This is a genomic window from Leisingera sp. ABM4_103, assembly GCF_056158685.1.
Window position 1 is genome coordinate 2,584,138 of the sequence record NZ_JBSWTU010000005.1, and the last position, 14,578, is coordinate 2,598,715.

Consider the following 14,578-nt stretch of genomic DNA (forward strand, 5'->3'; position numbering starts at 1 on the left):
CCGGCCGATAGGCCGGGCAGCGCCCGACCGCCCCCATGGGCGGGCGCTTCGCTTCCGCCCGCGGACGGGCGATGCCCTAAGCGCTAAATTCGCAGGCCGGTTTTCAGCCGAACACCTTTCGGGCAAAGCGGCGGAACCAGCGTTCCTTGCCGTTGTCCGCCGCGCCATCGGGAACCTGTTCCGCCTGGGCCGCGATGCTGGTGGTATCCACCACCGTCTTGCCGTCCTGGAACTGCAGCCGGTAGAGGTCGGCATAAATGCCGCCGCGCGCCAGCAGTTCGTCATGGGTGCCCTGGTCCAGCACCTGGCCGCGGTCCATCACCACGATCTTGTCGGCGTTGCGGATGGTCGACAGCCTATGCGCAATCACCAGCGTGGTGCGCCCGCCCGACAGCTTGTCCAGCGCCTGCTGCACCACTTTCTCCGACTGCGCATCCAGGGCCGAGGTCGCCTCGTCCAAGAGCAGCACCGGCGTGTTGCGCAGCAGCGCCCGGGCAATCACCACCCGCTGCCGCTGGCCGCCCGACAGGGCCGAGCCGCGCGGACCGACCCGTGTCTCCAGCCCATGCTCCAGCTTGGGCAGGAAATCCGCCACATGCGAGGCATCCAGCGCCGCCTGCAGCTCTTCGTCGCTGACATCGGTGCGCCCCAGCACGATGTTCTCGCGCAGCGTCTCGTCAAACAGCATGGCGTCCTGCGTCACCACCGAAAACAGGCTGCGCAGGTCGGCGGTGTTCAGATCCTGAACCTCGACCCCGCCGACGGTGACCGACCCCGCCTGCGGATCCACCATCCGGGTCAGCAGGTTGAAGATCGTAGACTTGCCCGCACCCGACGCGCCCACCAGCGCGGTGGTCTTGCCCGCCTCGGCCGTCAGCGCCAGACCATTCAGGATCCGCGCATCGCCATAGCTGAGGTCGACACCCTCCAGCTTGATCGCCGGCAGGCCCTCCGGCGCCGGTTTGGGATGCTCCGGCTCGCTCAGCAGGATCGGCGCATCCAGCAGTTCCTTGATCCGCTCCAGCGCCGCCGCCGCCCCCTGCCACACGCCAGAGATATTGGCCAGCCGCCGCATCGGTTCAAACGACAGGCCGATCGAGGTGAAAAAGCTCATGAACTGGCCGACGGTCTTTTCGCCCGCAATGATCTCGGAGCCGCCATAAAGCAGCACCGCCATAAAGCCGACACCGGCCATGATGTCGGTCATCCCGGAAATCGAGGAGGTGCCAAAGGCCGCCTTCACCTCGGAGCGGACAAACTCATCCGTGCGCTCGGAGAAGCGGTTGACCTGATAGTCCTCCAGCCGGTTCAGCTTGACCGGCACGATGCCGTGGAAAATCTCGTCCAGCCGGGTCGCCAGGTCGGCGCCCAGATCGCGCGCCCGCGACGCCTTCTTGCGCACATAACGCTGGATCGAGGCGATCGGCAGCAGCAGCACCGGAACGCCGATAAGCAGGATCAGGGTCCAGCGCCAGTCGATGCTGAAGGCCACGCCCAGCACCGCCACCAGCGCCACCAGATCGCGGCCCGCGCCGGTGATCACCGCCTGCCAGACCGCGTTGATCGCACCCACATCGCTTTGCACCCGCTGCAGCAGCAGCCCCGGCGGGTGCTGCTGGTGAAACGCCGGGTCTTGGCGGATGAGGCGGGCCAGCATGTCCTTGCGCAGATGCGCGGCAGAGGTCTGCGAGACCTTGCTCAGCAGCACCTTCTGGGTGACGCTGGACACGCCGCGCAGGGTGAAGATCGCCAGAAACGCCAGGCTGACCCAGACCAGCGCATCGGTGTTGCCCGCGACAAACACCAGGTCGAACATCGGCTGCATCATATAGCCGAGCGCCCCCATGGTGGCGCCTTCCAGCAGCATGAAAATCACGGCAACGCCCAGCAGCCCGATGTAATGGCGCAGGTATCCGCGCCACAGCCAGCCGAACAGCTCCTTCGAGGACTTGTGCGGTTTCTGGCTCATTTCAGCGCTTTCCGGCAGGAAATTCGTGTCATTGCGGGCCTTTCCCTGTCGTTCCAGCGCCATTTAAGCAGGTGGGCAGCAGGGCGCAAGCAATTCGCCGTGACGCTGCGGCCTGCGGAATTGACCCGGCGGGCCGGGCGGCTACTGTGGCGGCACGGATCAACCGCGGCGGGCAGGGATGCCTTCCGCGCTGCAAGGAATGTCATCCATGAGCGGATCAGTGAACGTGCCGGCAGGGCGCTCCTACCTCGCCATCCCGGGGCCTTCGGTCATACCGGACCAGGTGCTGCAGGCGATGCACCGGCCTTCTCCCAATATCTACGCGGGCGAGCTGGTCGAGATGACCGCCACCCTGATTCCCGACCTGCGCCGCGTGGCGCGCACGCAGCACCAGGTTGCGATCTACATCTCCAACGGCCACGGCGCCTGGGAGGCAGCGCTGCAAAACACCCTGCAGCCGGGCGACAAGGTGCTGGTGCCCTCCTCGGGCCGCTTCGCCATCGGCTGGTCGGAAATGGCTGAGGGGCTGGGGATCGAGGCCGAGATACTGGATTTCGGCAATCACGCGCCCTGGGATCATGCCCGGATTGCCGAAGCGTTGGCCGCCGACACCGGCCACCGCATCAAGGCGGTGCTGGGCGTGCATGTGGATACCTCCAGCTCGATCCGCAACGACGTCGCGGCCCTGCGCCGGGCGCTGGACACGGCCGGCCACCCGGCGCTCCTGATGGCCGATTGCATCGCCTCGCTCGGCTGCGACCGGTTCGAGATGGACCAGTGGGGCGTCGACGTCATGGTCACCGCCTGCCAGAAGGGGCTGATGGTGCCCGCGGGCATGGGCTTTGTGTTCTTCAACACCCGCGCCGCCGAAGCACGCCGCGCGCTGCCGCGGATCAGCCGCTACTGGGACTGGGAGCCGCGCGCCAACCCGGAAGAGTTCTACCAGTATTTCGGCGGCACCGCGCCCACCCATCATCTCTACGGGCTGCGCGCTGCCCTCGACTTGATCCACGCCGAAGGCATGGAGGCCGTCTGGGCCCGCCACGCCCATCTGGCCCGCGCCATCTGGGCGGCGTGCGAGGCCTGGGGCCGGGACGGCCCGCTGAAGATGAATGTGCCTGACCGCGCCCTGCGCTCCCACGCGGTCACCGCGCTGCACATTGGATCACCGCTGGGCACAGAGCTGCGGACCTGGCTGGAGCAGAACCTGGGCCTCACCCTGGGCATCGGCCTGGGCATGGCGCCGCCCCGCAGCCCGGAATGGCACGGCTTCTTCCGGCTTGGCCACATGGGCCACGTGAACGGCCATATGGTGATGGGTCTGCTGGGCGGAATCGAAACCGGCCTCAGGGCGCTGGACATTCCGCACGGGGCGGGTGCGCTGGAAGCGGCCGCATCCGCGCTCGGCGGCGCTTAGCGGCTGGTCAGGTCCGGGCAGAAGGCGGCGTCACGCCTTCTGCGAATTCAGCCGGATGTCCAGCCGGGTGATGAAATGGTTGATCAGCACCGCCAGCACCAGCACGGGAACCATCCCGTACATCACCCAGATCACAAAGAAGATCCACATCAGGTTGATCCCGGCAAAAGTGATCGCGGCAGTGAAGAAATCCGGCATGCCATCCGGCAGTTCAGGGTCACGCATGACAATTCTCCAGGTACTACTTTTAGATGGTAGTCCTGGAGTGGTGAATGTCCGGTAAAACCGCCGCGATCCGGCGGCGGCAGGCAGGTTTCAGCCAGCCCCCCGCGCGGCCTCCAGCGCCCGCGGCAGCGCGGCGGCAAACGCGGCCAGCTCAGCCTCTGGCCCGCAGCTCACGCGGATGCAGCGGTTTTGCGGCGCGGCAAAGGGCATCCGCACAAAAATCCCCTGTTTCACCAGCGAGTCCAGCACCGCCTTGGCAAAGGCTCCGTCCCGGCCGCAGTCGATAGTGACGAAATTGGTGGCCGAGGGCAGGGCGCTCAGCCCGTTCTCCGCCGCGATCTCCGTAATCCGCGCCCGCGCGCCGCCGATCTGGGCCAGCACCTGCGCCAGCCACTCCTGGTCCTGCAGCGCCGCCAGCGCCCCCGCCTGCGCCGCCCGGTTCATGCCGAAATGATTGCGCACCTTGTTGAAGGCAAGGATCAGCTCCGGATGCCCCAGCGCATAGCCCACCCGCGCCCCGGCCATGCCGTAGGCCTTGGAGAAGGTCCGCATCCGGATCACCCGCGGATCGTCCGCGCTGATGGGGGCCGCGGTGCCTTCCGGCGCGCATTCCACATAAGCCTCGTCCAGCAGCAGCAGGCAGCCATCCGGCAGCCCGTCCAGCGCGGCGGCGATCTCCGCCCCCTTGTGCCAGCTGCCCATCGGGTTGTCGGGGTTGGCAAGATACACGATCTTCGCGTCCACCTCCGCCGCCCTGGCAAACAGCGCACCGTAATCCTCGCGGTCGTCCTTGTAGGGCACCGTGTGCAGCACGCCGCCAAAGCCCGCGACGTGATAGTTGAACGTCGGATAGGCCCCCAGCGAGGTCACCACCGCATCGCCCGGGCCGATCAGCAGCCGCACCAGGTAGCCGAGCAGGCCGTCAATGCCTTCGCCCACCATAATATTCGCCGGTGCAACACCATGATGCGCGGCCAGCGCCTGGCGCAGATCATGGTTCTCTGCATCGCCGTATTTCCAGATCTCCGCCGCCGCCTTGCCCATTGCCTCAATCGCCTTGGGCGAGGGGCCAAAGATGTTCTCATTCGCCCCCAGCCGCGCGGCAAAACCATGACCGCGGGCGCGCTCCTGGGTTTCGGGGCCGACAAAGGGCACGGTGGCGGGCAGGGAAAGCGCAAGCGGGGTGTAGCGGGGACCAGTCATGGCGGCAGATAACCCCAAGCCGCAAAGCGGGGCAAGGGCTGCGGCCCATGCAGGACGGCTGCCCCCACGTAGCACTGGAAACGCCGCCGGTTCCGGGGCAGGCTGACGCAAAAGATCCAGCGGGGAGAAGACCATGGACAGAGTGACCATCGGCTACAAGGACCATATCGCCTATGTGACGCTTGCCCGTCCGGACAAGCACAACGCCCTGGACGAGGAGATGGTGAACGCAATCATCGCCGCCGGCCAGGAAGTGGCGGAGTCGGACGCCCGCGCGGTGGTGCTCTCCGGGTCCGGCAAAAGCTTCTGTGCGGGTCTCGACATGGCCGCGCTTGCCAGCTTCGTGCAGCGCGACCTCAGCACCCTGGTGATGGAGCGCACCCACCACGATGCCAATGCCTTTCAGGAGGTCGCGATGGTCTGGCGCCGGGTGCCGGTGCCGGTGATCGCCGCCCTGCACGGCGCCTGTTTCGGCGGCGGGCTGCAGATCGCGCTGGGCGCTGACATCCGCATCGCCCACCCCGAAGCGCAGCTGGCGGTGATGGAGATGAAATGGGGCCTGATCCCCGACATGGGCGGCATGGCGCTGCTGCCGCGGCTGGTGCGCACCGACGTGATGCGCCGCCTGACCTACACGGCGGAGAAGATCGGCGCGCAGCAGGCGCTGGACTGGGGGCTGGTGACCGAACTGGCCGGCAACCCGCTGTCGCGCGCCAATGAGCTGGCCGCAACCATCGCCGCCAAAAGCCCTTCCGCCATCCGCGCCGCCAAGCGGCTGATCGCCCAGGCCGAAAGCGGCGCCAGCCAGGCAGAGGTGCTGCTGGCCGAAAGCGCCGAACAGCTGGAGCTGATCGGCAAACCCGATCATATGGAGGCGGTCGCCGCCCAGCTTCAGAAACGCCCGCCGGACTTCCGCTGAGGGCAAGGCAGCGCGGCGCTGCACCTGTCCCGCTGCCCGGCCTGCGGCTGTGCTGCCGGGAGCTGAGGCAGCGTCCGGCAAGGGGGGCTTTCCCCCAAAAAAACAACTCCGGAAACTGCAACGGCGGGTTTTTGCCAAATTTTACGTAAATCCGCCGACGCAAGCGGGAAACCGCCGTCTGCCGGCAGAAAAATGCCGCGCAAAACCAGCACAAACACCCGTTAACCTTTTGGCAACTTCTGGGCGCAAAACCTGGCTTCAGGAGGGCGCAACAGGGGCAGATCCAGCACCTGGCAGACGGACAGCGGGGGACCCGGCAGGGCCCCGGACGGCTGCGTGCACCCTCAGGAACTGCAGTGGAACCGGCCAGGCGGGAGGATTGCCCTGGCCCGGGCTTCAGAAAGGAGTGAGGCTGATGCAACTGGTGCGTAAGAAGTGGTTTATTCTGTTTGAAAGCGGCGCCTTGCTGTCCCGGACCGGGGACAGGATCACATATTTTTATGATGAGGCCCTGAGCTTCGGGAACCGGGAGGAGGCGCAGCGTTATCTGGCTGCCAATGAAAACCAGGTCAGCTGCACCGGCCTGCGCCCCTCGCTGACTGAAGCGGCGTGAGCGGATGGCTCGCCGCCAGCCGGGCCGCGGATCGTCATCGCACGGCAGAGGCGCGGATGCCTAGCTCTGCCCGCTGGCTGCTCGCCTTCAGCGGCGTTCTGATCTCTGCCGCGGCACTGGTGTTCTGGGCCTGGCTCGGCGGCGCGGGCCAGACGCTGGAGGCGCAGCCCGGCTGGTTCACCTTGGCGGCCCTGCGCTATTTCTGGCTGCCCTTCCTCAGCGGCGCAGGCCTTGTGCTGGCGGTGTGCTGCGCCGGGCGCTCGGGGGTCTGATCTGCCGCCTGGCCCCAGGGCGCGTCAGGCGGCCTGCGGGGCCGCCTGCCAGCCAGCACAAAAAAAGGGCCGCAGCCTCAGCAGGCGCGGCCCTTGCCGTTTCCGGACGCAGCCGGATTACAGCGATGCGTCGTAGATCTTGGAGATATTGGCGCCAAGTGCTGCGTCATATTCCGCATCGGACATCGCCACGTTCAGCCCCTCGGTCAGGGCGCGGCTGAAGGAGGCTATCATCTTGGGGTTCTGCGCCAGGCGCGCGCAGGCGTCATCGGTGGTGTAGCCGCCGGACAGCGCCACAACGCGGACAACATTGGCGTGGTCCGCCAGATCGTCATACAGGCCCGGCTTGGTCGGGATGGTCAGCTTCAGAGCCACTTTGGCATCGGACGGCAGGGCGTCCAGCTGTGCCTTGATCTCTGCCTTCAGCAGCTCTTCCGCCTCGGCCTTGGTGGCGGAGTTGATGTCGACTTCCGGCTCGATGATCGGCACCAGGCCGGCCGCAACGATCTGCCGGCCCACTTCGAACTGCTGCGCGACAACCGCTTTGATGCCCTCGGCATTGGCGTCCTTGACGACCGAGCGCATCTTGGTGCCGAAGATGCCCTTATCGTTGGCGCGCGCCAGCAGCGCGTCCAGCTCCGGCATCGGCTTCATCATCTGCACGCCGTTTTCCTCGTCCGACAGGCCCTTGTCGACCTTCAGAAACGGGACCACACCGCAGTTGTCCCACAGGAACTCGGCGGTCGGCTTGCCTTCGATCTCGCCGTCCATGGTTTTTTCAAACAGGATCGCGCCCAGGATGCGGTCCTTGGTAAAGCTCGGCGAGGTGATGATGCGGGTGCGCATCTTGTGAATCTCGGCGAACATCTCGTCGTCGTTCGAATAGGCGTCTTCGTTCACGCCATAAAGCTTCAGCGCCTTCGGGGTGGAGCCGCCCGACTGGTCCAGCGCGGCAATGAAGCCCTTGCCGCCTGCGATGCGGTCGAGTTGTTCCTGCTGTACGGAAGCGTCTTTAGCCATAATGCGTCACTCTTCTTTTGAAAGGTCTGTCTTGGGGCTGTCTATAGCGTGAATTGCGCCGGAAACAACGGGGTGTTGCGCTAACGGAAGAAGGATTTCCGCGCATCCCGCGCCATGTTGTAGCGCATTTCCAGATCCGAGATCCGCGCCATCGCTGCCTTGCGTGCCTCCGGGTCCGTCAGCGCGGCATACTCCCGGCGCGCGGCGGCCAGCTGGTCCTTCAGGCTGAACTCCTCCGGCACCACGCCGGCCTCGGCCATGATCCGCATCCCGGCCGCCATGCCCGCATCCGCGTACGCCTCGCTGCTGCGGTCGGGCAGCGGCTTGCCTTCGCCTTCGAGGCCCTGCAGCTGCCCCTCGGCCTGCGCCTTGGCCAGCTGGCGTTCGATCAGGTTGCGGAATGCGCGCATCATGCGGGGTCTCCTGCGGTGCGCAGAGACTTTACCACCGGCGCGTCACCCCAGCCAGTCCTTGCGGGTGACCGCGTCGTTCAGCGCCAGCAGGTCTTCGCGCAGCTCGTCCAGGCCGATCGGCCCGCCCAGGCAGACCCGGACCGCTTCCTCCGGCAGGCCGGAGACGGTGAAGGCATCGCTCGGCATGATGCCGATCTGGCGGCCCGCCAGACGGCCCATCACCTCGGCCCGGCTGGTGCCGCGGGGCAGGCTGAGCCACAGGTTGAAGGCCAGCGGATCGCTCTCAACGAAACAATCCTGCAGCACCCCCGCCGCCAGCGCCTGCCGTTCGGCCGCCGCCTTGCGGATGAAACGCTGAAGCGCCGCCGCAGTGCCGTCCTCGATCCAGCGGCCCAGCAGCGCCAGGTTCAAGGGCGACACCATCACATGCATCGACCTGAGCGCCTGGCTGAACTGCCCCAGCAGCGCGCGTCTCGGCACCGTGGTATAGGCCAGCCGCAGCCCGGCGCCAAAGCACTTGGAGAGCCCGGCAATATGCCAGCCCAGATCGGGGATCAGGCTGCTGATGGACTGCGGCGCGCCGTTGTCGACAAAGCAATAGGCGTCATCCTCGATCAGCGGCAGGTCGTGTTTCTGCAGCACCGCGGCAATCTCCTGCCGCCGTTTGGCCGGGATGGTTTTTGTGGTCGGGTTCTGCAGCGTCGGATTGAGATACAGCGCTGCAGGCCAGTGGCCGGTGATGGCTTTCTCCAGCGCGTCCGGCAGGATGCCGTCCTTATCCCCCGCCAGCCCGACCAGACGGATCCCCTGCCGGGCGGCGATGGAGCGCAGGCCGGGATAGGTCACATCCTCGCACATGACGGTCGAGCCGGGCTCGCACAGAACCGTCAGGATGGCATAGAGGCTGGCGTGCGCGCCCGGCGTGATGACCAGCCGCTCCGGCGTGCAGGCCAGCCCGTTGGCCTGCATCCACTCTGCCGCGATGGCACGGTCCTGCGGGCTGCCGGTCACCGACTGATAGCGCAAGAGCGGCAGCAGGTTGGCGGAGACATGCTCCAGCCCTTGCCGCATCCGCGCCAGCAGGGCGGGGTCATCCGGCTCCGGCGGCATGTTCATCATCGGGTCTTCTTCCAGCGCCCGCCGCGGATCGGGCCGCTCTGGCAGCGCTTCCTGCGCCTTCACAAAGGTGCCGCGGCCGACAAAGCTCTCGATGTAACCGCGCCGCACGGCTTCCGCGTATCCCCGCGATACGGTGGAGAAATCCAGCCCCAGGTCCTGCGCAACCCGCCGCTGCGGCGGCAGACGGTCGCCGGGGGACAGCACGCCCGCGTCGATATCGGCCCGGATCGCCTCGGCGATTTCCAGGTAACGGGGCTTGCCGCTGTCCAGGCGGGCAGGGGTCCATTGTTTCATCGCCGTGTCTCCGCTTGGCGCATTGTGCCTTGATTGATTGGTTCAATGCATGACTGCGTCAATAAATGCAACAACAATGATGGCATATTGTTTGCATTCAATCCCGGAATCACTGTATCACGCGGCAAACCCAAGGAGACGCCGCGATGACCGGGATTGATCTAGTGGAAGAGGAGCAGCGGGAGCTGAAACCCGCCTTGCTGAAGGGGCTGCGGCTGCGCTGCCCGAACTGCGGCGGCGGCAAGCTGCTGCACAGCTATCTGAAGGTGAACGACAGCTGCACCGAGTGCGGCCAGGAGCTGCACCACCAGCGCGCCGATGACGGCCCGGCTTACCTGACCATCCTGGTGGTGGGCCACATCCTCGGCTTTGCGCTGCACATCGTCTATATGCAGATGCGCCCGGACCCCTGGACGCTGGCGATCATCATGTCGGTGATCACCGTGGGCGCCTCGCTGATCATGCTGCCGCGGATGAAGGGGCTGGTGGTGGCCTATCAATGGGCCAAGCGGATGCACGGCTTCTAAGCCGCCACAATCCAATTAGGTAAAATGCAAAAGGCGGGCCCTGGGCCCGCCTTTTTCCTGTTTCTCCCTGCGCCGCCTTGGCGGCGCCGGGCCCAACGGGAGCCGCTCACGCGCCGTGAGCCAGGCGACGGGCGGGAGAACCCCGCCAGCCGCGCACGCCCTCAGACCAGCCGCGACGCTTCTTTGGCTGCGCGCACGAAACCGTCGAACAGCGGGTGCGGGGCAAAGGGTTTGGACTTCAGCTCCGGGTGGAACTGCACGCCGATGAACCACGGGTGATCGGACCATTCGACGATCTCCGGCAGGCGCCCGTCCGGCGACATGCCCGAGAATTTGAGGCCGCATTTCTCCAGCTGCTCGCGGTACTTGGTGTCGACCTCGTAGCGGTGGCGGTGGCGCTCCTCGATATGGGTGCTGCCATAGACCCCGGCGACCTTGGAGCCTTCCAGCAGGGTCGCGTCATAGGCGCCCAGGCGCATGGTGCCGCCCTTGTCGTCGCCGACCTTGCGCTCGACCATGGTGTTGCCCTGCACCCATTCCTTGAGGTGGTAGACAACCGGCTCGAAGCGCTTCTTGCCGGCTTCGTGGTCGAACTCCTCGGAGCCCGCCTCGGCAATGCCTGCAACGTTGCGCGCGGCCTCGATCACCGCCATCTGCATGCCGAGGCAGATGCCCAGGTAGGGGACCTTGTTTTCACGCGCGTACTGGGCCGCCTTGATCTTGCCCTCGGTGCCGCGCTCGCCAAAGCCGCCGGGCACCAGGATTGCGTGATAGCCCTGGAGATAGGGGGCGGCGTCTTCCTTGTCGAACAGCTCGGCATCGACCCATTCGATCCGCACCTTCACCCGGTTCGACATGCCGCCATGGGTCAGCGCCTCGGCGATGGATTTATAGGCGTCTTCCAGTTGGGTGTATTTGCCGACGATGGCCACCCGCACTTCGCCCTCGGGGTTGTAGATGCGGTCAGCCACATCTTCCCAGCGCTCCAGGTTCGGCTTGGGGGCGGGGGCAATGCCGAAAGCATCCAGCACCGCCTGGTCCATGCCTTCGCGGTGATAGGCCAGCGGCGCCTCGTAGATGGATTTGAGGTCCTGCGCGGCGATCACCGAGTCGGGGCGCACGTTGCAGAACAGGGCCAGCTTTTCGCGCTCTTTCTTCGGGATCGGGCCCTCGGAACGGCAGACCAGGATGTCCGGCGCCAGGCCGATGGAGCGCAGCTCCTTCACCGAGTGCTGGGTCGGTTTGGTCTTCAGCTCGCCGGAGGCCTTGATGTAGGGCAGCAGCGTCAGGTGCATGAAGATGCATTCGCCGCGCGGCTTGTCCTGGGCGAACTGGCGGATCGCCTCGAAGAAGGGCAGGCCCTCGATATCGCCGACGGTGCCGCCGATCTCGCAGAGCATGAAGTCAACCTCATCCTCGCCGATGGAGATGAAGTCCTTGATTTCGTTGGTGACGTGCGGAATCACCTGGATCGTCTTGCCGAGGTAGTCGCCGCGGCGCTCCTTTTCCAGCACGTTGGTGTAGATCCGGCCGGAGGAGATCGAGTCGGTCTTGCGCGCCGGAACCCCGGTGAAGCGCTCGTAGTGGCCGAGGTCCAGGTCGGTCTCGGCGCCGTCGTCGGTGACGAACACCTCGCCGTGCTCGAACGGGCTCATCGTGCCCGGATCGACGTTCAGATAGGGGTCCAGCTTGCGCAGGCGGACAGAGTATCCGCGGGCCTGCAGAAGCGCCCCCAGTGCTGCCGAAGCCAGGCCTTTGCCCAGGGATGAAACAACACCGCCAGTGATAAAGATGAAACGCGCCATGAGTGTTCGGCTGCCCCCGTGAGAAGTCAGAATCTAGCTGCCCGGCGGCCCTCGGAATGGGTACGAAAACCGCAGCATCACGGGACTTCATATATAAAGGATTCGCGCAATAAGCGCAAGGGAACCGCAAGATGCTGTTGCGGTTCCTAAAACCCTCTCAAGGTGTAGTAGGTTAGTCGGCGCTGGGAACCAGCGGAGCGTTGTCGCCTTCGCTCGGCGGCAGCAGGTCGCTGCCCAGCGGTGCCGGCACCGCCGGTGCGTCGCCGTCTTCGGCCTGCGGAACCGCCAGCCGGTCGGTGACCGAGGAGCCTGCGGATTTCTGCGCTGCCATGATGGTCAGGGTGATCGAGGTGCAGATGAAGGCAATGGCCAGGATCCAGGTCACCTTGCTGAGCGCGGTTGCCGCCGCGCGGCCCGAGATGGCGCCGCCGCCACCGCCGCCCATGCCCAGACCGCCGCCTTCGGAGCGCTGCAGCAGCACCACGGCAATAAGGCCGAGAGCCAGAAGAAGATGGATGATGAGAACAACGTTTTCCATGGGTCCCTGCGGCGGTTGGCTGAGTATCGGGCGGTAAATAGGCAAGATTGCCCGGGGGGGCAAGGGCGGAGTTTGCCTGACGCCGGGCAGCACCCATGACGTGCAGTCAGAGGCCGCCGCAGCGGTGCTTTGTGACTGGACGCAGGGGCTTGGGGCAGGGCAGAGTTTTTTCATGCCACATGATCACCACGACCACCCGCATGCCCTTTTGCCGCCGGACCCTGCCTTGCGGGTCAAGGCGCTGGAAACAATTCTTGTACAGAAGGGGCTGATCGACCCCGCCGCGCTGGAGGAGATCATCGACACCTACCAGAACAAGATCGGCCCGCAGAACGGCGCCCGGGTGGTGGCCCGCGCCTGGAGCGATCCTGAGTTCAAGGCAGCACTGCTGGCCGATGCCGATCCGGTGCTGGCGGAGCTGGGCTATTACGGCCGCCAGGGCGAGCATATGGTGGTGGTGGAGAACACAGCCCAACAGCACAATATGGTCGTGTGCACCTTGTGCAGCTGCTACCCGTGGCCTTTGCTGGGTATTCCGCCCGGCTGGTATAAATCCGACGCCTACCGCGCCCGCGCGGTGCGCGAGCCGCGCAAGGTGCTGGCGGAGTTCGGCGTGAGCCTGCCGGGAGAGACCGCGGTGCGGGTCTGGGATTCGACGGCTGAGGTCCGCTATCTGGTGCTGCCAATGCGGCCCGGGGGCACGGAAGGCTTCAGTGAGGATGAATTGGCCGCGCTGGTCACCCGCGACAGCATGATCGGCACCGGCCAGCCGAAGGTGCCGGCATGACCCGGGTGCATGACATGGGCGGGCAATTCGGCGACGGGCCGGTGGTGCCGGAAGCGGAGGGCGCGCCGGTCTTTGCCGAGGACTGGCATGCGCGCTCCCTGGCGGTGACGCTGGCCTGCGGTGCGCTGGGGCAATGGAACATCGACACGTCGCGCCACGCGCGTGAGCGGCTGTCACCCAAGGATTACACCCGGTTTTCCTATTACGAGAAATGGATCTCGGCACTGGCGGATCTGCTGGTGGAGAAGGGCGTGCTGACGCGCGCGGACCTTGAGGGCAAGGGCGCAGCCGGGCTGCATAAGCTGGCGGAGCGGGCCCTGAAGGCGGAGAATGTTGCGGGCGCGCTGGCCAAGGGCGGCCCGGCGGACCGCGAGGGCGGGCCGGCGCCGCGGTTCTCGCCCGGGCAGGCGGTGCGGGCGCGGATGCCGGCGGACAACGCGCTGGTGGATGGCGGCCACACAAGGCTGCCGCAGTACGCGGCCGGCGCGCGCGGCTATATCCTGCGGCTGCATGGCACCCATGTGTTCCCGGACAGCAGCGCCCATGGTCTGGGCGAGGCGCCGGAGCCGCTTTATGCGGTGCGCTTTTTTGCGCGTGAGCTGTGGGCGCATCCGGAGCACCCGGAGGACGAGGTGGTGCTGGATCTGTGGCAGAGCTATCTGGAGCCGTTATGAGTGATTGCCCCGAGATCGCAGCGCCGGAGCCTGTCTTTGCCGAGCCGTGGCACGCGCAGGTCTTTGCGCTGACCGTGCATCTGAACGAATCCGGGTGGTTTACCTGGGGTGAGTGGGTGGAGCGGTTCTCCGCGGCACTTAAACGCCACGGGCTGAGCCGCGAGCTGGATGGCGGCGAGGACTACTTTCGCGCCTGGCTGGAGACGCTGGAAGCTTTTCTGGCGGAGCAGGGCGCGGCGCCGCGCGCCGAGGCGGAGGTGATGCGCAGCCGCTGGGAGGAGGCGTATCTGACGACGCCGCATGGCGCGCCGGTGCATCTGCGCGGCTGAGCGCGCGCAGCTATGGCCGCCGGGGCCGTTGGGGCCGGGGCGGTTTTTGCTGTTTCTGGTGTTTCATTCCGCTGTCGCGCTGTGTCCCAGTTAAGGGGGCGGCGCCGCCGGGTGGAGGTGGACAGACCCCTCGGGGCCTGCTCGGACAGGATTTCCTGGACGACCCCCTTTTTATCAGGGCCGGTCTCCGGGTGTCGCGCAGGCAGCCGCACAGATGCCTGCGCCTCGTATCATGGCCCCGCGCGCGGGGGCATGGCGGGGGATCGCGATCGTTTGGCAGGATGGCATAGGGACGTGGGTATCAGGTGAAGGGGGCGTGCGGTGGGGGCGCAACACCCTGCCCGGAATCACACCCTGCCCGGAATCAAGGTGCGCAGCACCGCCGGGCTGCCCCCCCGGCAGGCGCATTCGCGCCAGACCAGGCAGGCGCAGCGCTTGGTGATTGGGGCGAAAA

The 14,578-nt window shown here is 66.3% G+C and carries 16 protein-coding genes; 8 read left to right on the plus strand and 8 right to left on the minus strand.

All coding sequences use genetic code 11. The features are described from left to right. Positions 1 to 103: 103 nt before the first annotated feature. Complete coding sequence (locus ACXAED_RS14240) at positions 104 to 1,969, minus strand: ABC transporter ATP-binding protein (RefSeq protein ID WP_475050837.1); 1,866 nt, start codon at positions 1,967 to 1,969, stop codon at positions 104 to 106. Between the two features lie 208 nt (positions 1,970 to 2,177). Here ACXAED_RS14240 and ACXAED_RS14245 point away from each other — a divergent pair, with 208 nt between their 5' ends. Next, entirely contained in the window at positions 2,178 to 3,386 is a 1,209-nt protein-coding gene (locus ACXAED_RS14245; protein ID WP_475050839.1) for a pyridoxal-phosphate-dependent aminotransferase family protein, read from the plus strand. 30 nt (positions 3,387 to 3,416) lie between these two features. Here ACXAED_RS14245 and ACXAED_RS14250 read toward each other — a convergent pair whose 3' ends face one another. Together ACXAED_RS14250 and ACXAED_RS14255 are read right to left on the minus strand one after the other, a co-directional pair. After that, complete coding sequence (locus ACXAED_RS14250; RefSeq protein ID WP_475050841.1) at positions 3,417 to 3,611, minus strand: histidinol phosphate aminotransferase; 195 nt, start codon at positions 3,609 to 3,611, stop codon at positions 3,417 to 3,419. Between the two features lie 90 nt (positions 3,612 to 3,701). Continuing rightward, positions 3,702 to 4,814 (minus strand): pyridoxal phosphate-dependent aminotransferase, encoded by a 1,113-nt coding sequence (locus ACXAED_RS14255; protein WP_475050843.1) that lies wholly within the window; start codon positions 4,812 to 4,814, stop codon positions 3,702 to 3,704. 133 nt (positions 4,815 to 4,947) lie between these two features. Between ACXAED_RS14255 and ACXAED_RS14260 the strand changes: the two genes are divergently transcribed. From ACXAED_RS14260 to ACXAED_RS14270, 3 genes are all read left to right on the plus strand, one after another. Continuing rightward, entirely contained in the window at positions 4,948 to 5,733 is a 786-nt protein-coding gene (locus tag ACXAED_RS14260; protein WP_475050845.1) for a crotonase/enoyl-CoA hydratase family protein, read from the plus strand. Positions 5,734 to 6,148: 415 nt separating this feature from the next. After that, positions 6,149 to 6,346 (plus strand): hypothetical protein, encoded by a 198-nt coding sequence (locus ACXAED_RS14265; protein WP_475050847.1) that lies wholly within the window; start codon positions 6,149 to 6,151, stop codon positions 6,344 to 6,346. Beyond that, the gene (locus ACXAED_RS14270; protein ID WP_475050849.1) at positions 6,343 to 6,618 is read left to right on the plus strand and encodes a hypothetical protein; all 276 of its coding nucleotides are present in this window, start codon (positions 6,343 to 6,345) and stop codon (positions 6,616 to 6,618) included. The genes ACXAED_RS14265 and ACXAED_RS14270 overlap by 4 nt, the downstream gene beginning before the upstream one ends. Before the next feature lie 117 nt (positions 6,619 to 6,735). On the opposite strand, the gene ACXAED_RS14275 is transcribed toward ACXAED_RS14270, so the two are convergent. The 3 genes from ACXAED_RS14275 to ACXAED_RS14285 form a co-directional block, all read right to left on the minus strand. After that, complete coding sequence (locus ACXAED_RS14275; RefSeq protein WP_475050850.1) at positions 6,736 to 7,638, minus strand: fructose bisphosphate aldolase; 903 nt, start codon at positions 7,636 to 7,638, stop codon at positions 6,736 to 6,738. Between the two features lie 80 nt (positions 7,639 to 7,718). After that, entirely contained in the window at positions 7,719 to 8,051 is a 333-nt protein-coding gene (locus ACXAED_RS14280) for a DnaJ family domain-containing protein (RefSeq protein ID WP_475050851.1), read from the minus strand. Positions 8,052 to 8,093: 42 nt separating this feature from the next. After that, entirely contained in the window at positions 8,094 to 9,464 is a 1,371-nt protein-coding gene (locus ACXAED_RS14285) for an aminotransferase-like domain-containing protein (protein WP_475050853.1), read from the minus strand. Between the two features lie 146 nt (positions 9,465 to 9,610). On the opposite strand from ACXAED_RS14285, the gene ACXAED_RS14290 reads away from it, so the two are divergent. After that, positions 9,611 to 9,991: a DUF983 domain-containing protein gene (locus tag ACXAED_RS14290; protein ID WP_475050855.1), complete on the plus strand. Its 381-nt coding sequence runs from the start codon at positions 9,611 to 9,613 to the stop codon at positions 9,989 to 9,991. Positions 9,992 to 10,152: 161 nt separating this feature from the next. Here the strand turns inward: ACXAED_RS14290 and ACXAED_RS14295 are convergent, their stop codons facing one another. Together ACXAED_RS14295 and secG are read right to left on the minus strand one after the other, a co-directional pair. After that, positions 10,153 to 11,796, minus strand: a complete 1,644-nt coding sequence (locus ACXAED_RS14295) for a CTP synthase (protein WP_475050856.1) — start codon at positions 11,794 to 11,796, stop codon at positions 10,153 to 10,155. A gap of 172 nt (positions 11,797 to 11,968) precedes the next feature. Then, positions 11,969 to 12,334, minus strand: a complete 366-nt coding sequence (gene secG, locus ACXAED_RS14300) for a preprotein translocase subunit SecG (RefSeq protein WP_475050858.1) — start codon at positions 12,332 to 12,334, stop codon at positions 11,969 to 11,971. A gap of 172 nt (positions 12,335 to 12,506) precedes the next feature. Here secG and nthA point away from each other — a divergent pair, with 172 nt between their 5' ends. Genes nthA through ACXAED_RS14315 form a run of 3 tightly spaced genes read left to right on the plus strand, consistent with a single transcriptional unit; the run spans position 12,507 to position 14,124 of the window. Then, a complete protein-coding gene (nthA, locus tag ACXAED_RS14305) occupies positions 12,507 to 13,121 on the plus strand; it encodes a nitrile hydratase subunit alpha (protein ID WP_475050860.1) in 615 nt (204 codons plus the stop codon). Continuing rightward, positions 13,118 to 13,795, plus strand: a complete 678-nt coding sequence (nthB, locus tag ACXAED_RS14310; RefSeq protein ID WP_475050862.1) for a nitrile hydratase subunit beta — start codon at positions 13,118 to 13,120, stop codon at positions 13,793 to 13,795. Before nthA ends, nthB begins: the two co-directional genes overlap by 4 nt. After that, positions 13,792 to 14,124, plus strand: a complete 333-nt coding sequence (locus ACXAED_RS14315; protein WP_475050863.1) for a nitrile hydratase accessory protein — start codon at positions 13,792 to 13,794, stop codon at positions 14,122 to 14,124. The genes nthB and ACXAED_RS14315 overlap by 4 nt, the downstream gene beginning before the upstream one ends. The last annotated feature ends 454 nt before the right edge of the window (positions 14,125 to 14,578 follow it).

What these genes read in the sequence shown, in the direction of transcription:
- ACXAED_RS14260 (WP_475050845.1), top strand. Translation starts at nt 4,948, where the DNA reads ATGGACAGAGTGACCATCGGCTACAAGGACCATATCGCCTATGTGACG.
- ACXAED_RS14290 (WP_475050855.1), top strand. Translation starts at nt 9,611, where the DNA reads ATGACCGGGATTGATCTAGTGGAAGAGGAGCAGCGGGAGCTGAAACCC.
- ACXAED_RS14280 (WP_475050851.1), bottom strand. Translation starts at nt 8,051, where the DNA reads ATGATGCGCGCATTCCGCAACCTGATCGAACGCCAGCTGGCCAAGGCG.
- ACXAED_RS14265 (WP_475050847.1), top strand. Translation starts at nt 6,149, where the DNA reads ATGCAACTGGTGCGTAAGAAGTGGTTTATTCTGTTTGAAAGCGGCGCC.
- ACXAED_RS14295 (WP_475050856.1), bottom strand. Translation starts at nt 11,796, where the DNA reads ATGGCGCGTTTCATCTTTATCACTGGCGGTGTTGTTTCATCCCTGGGC.
- nthA (WP_475050860.1), top strand. Translation starts at nt 12,507, where the DNA reads ATGCCACATGATCACCACGACCACCCGCATGCCCTTTTGCCGCCGGAC.
- secG (WP_475050858.1), bottom strand. Translation starts at nt 12,334, where the DNA reads ATGGAAAACGTTGTTCTCATCATCCATCTTCTTCTGGCTCTCGGCCTT.
- ACXAED_RS14285 (WP_475050853.1), bottom strand. Translation starts at nt 9,464, where the DNA reads ATGAAACAATGGACCCCTGCCCGCCTGGACAGCGGCAAGCCCCGTTAC.
- ACXAED_RS14245 (WP_475050839.1), top strand. Translation starts at nt 2,178, where the DNA reads ATGAGCGGATCAGTGAACGTGCCGGCAGGGCGCTCCTACCTCGCCATC.
- ACXAED_RS14255 (WP_475050843.1), bottom strand. Translation starts at nt 4,814, where the DNA reads ATGACTGGTCCCCGCTACACCCCGCTTGCGCTTTCCCTGCCCGCCACC.
- ACXAED_RS14250 (WP_475050841.1), bottom strand. Translation starts at nt 3,611, where the DNA reads ATGCGTGACCCTGAACTGCCGGATGGCATGCCGGATTTCTTCACTGCC.
- ACXAED_RS14315 (WP_475050863.1), top strand. Translation starts at nt 13,792, where the DNA reads ATGAGTGATTGCCCCGAGATCGCAGCGCCGGAGCCTGTCTTTGCCGAG.
- ACXAED_RS14240 (WP_475050837.1), bottom strand. Translation starts at nt 1,969, where the DNA reads ATGAGCCAGAAACCGCACAAGTCCTCGAAGGAGCTGTTCGGCTGGCTG.
- nthB (WP_475050862.1), top strand. Translation starts at nt 13,118, where the DNA reads ATGACCCGGGTGCATGACATGGGCGGGCAATTCGGCGACGGGCCGGTG.
- ACXAED_RS14275 (WP_475050850.1), bottom strand. Translation starts at nt 7,638, where the DNA reads ATGGCTAAAGACGCTTCCGTACAGCAGGAACAACTCGACCGCATCGCA.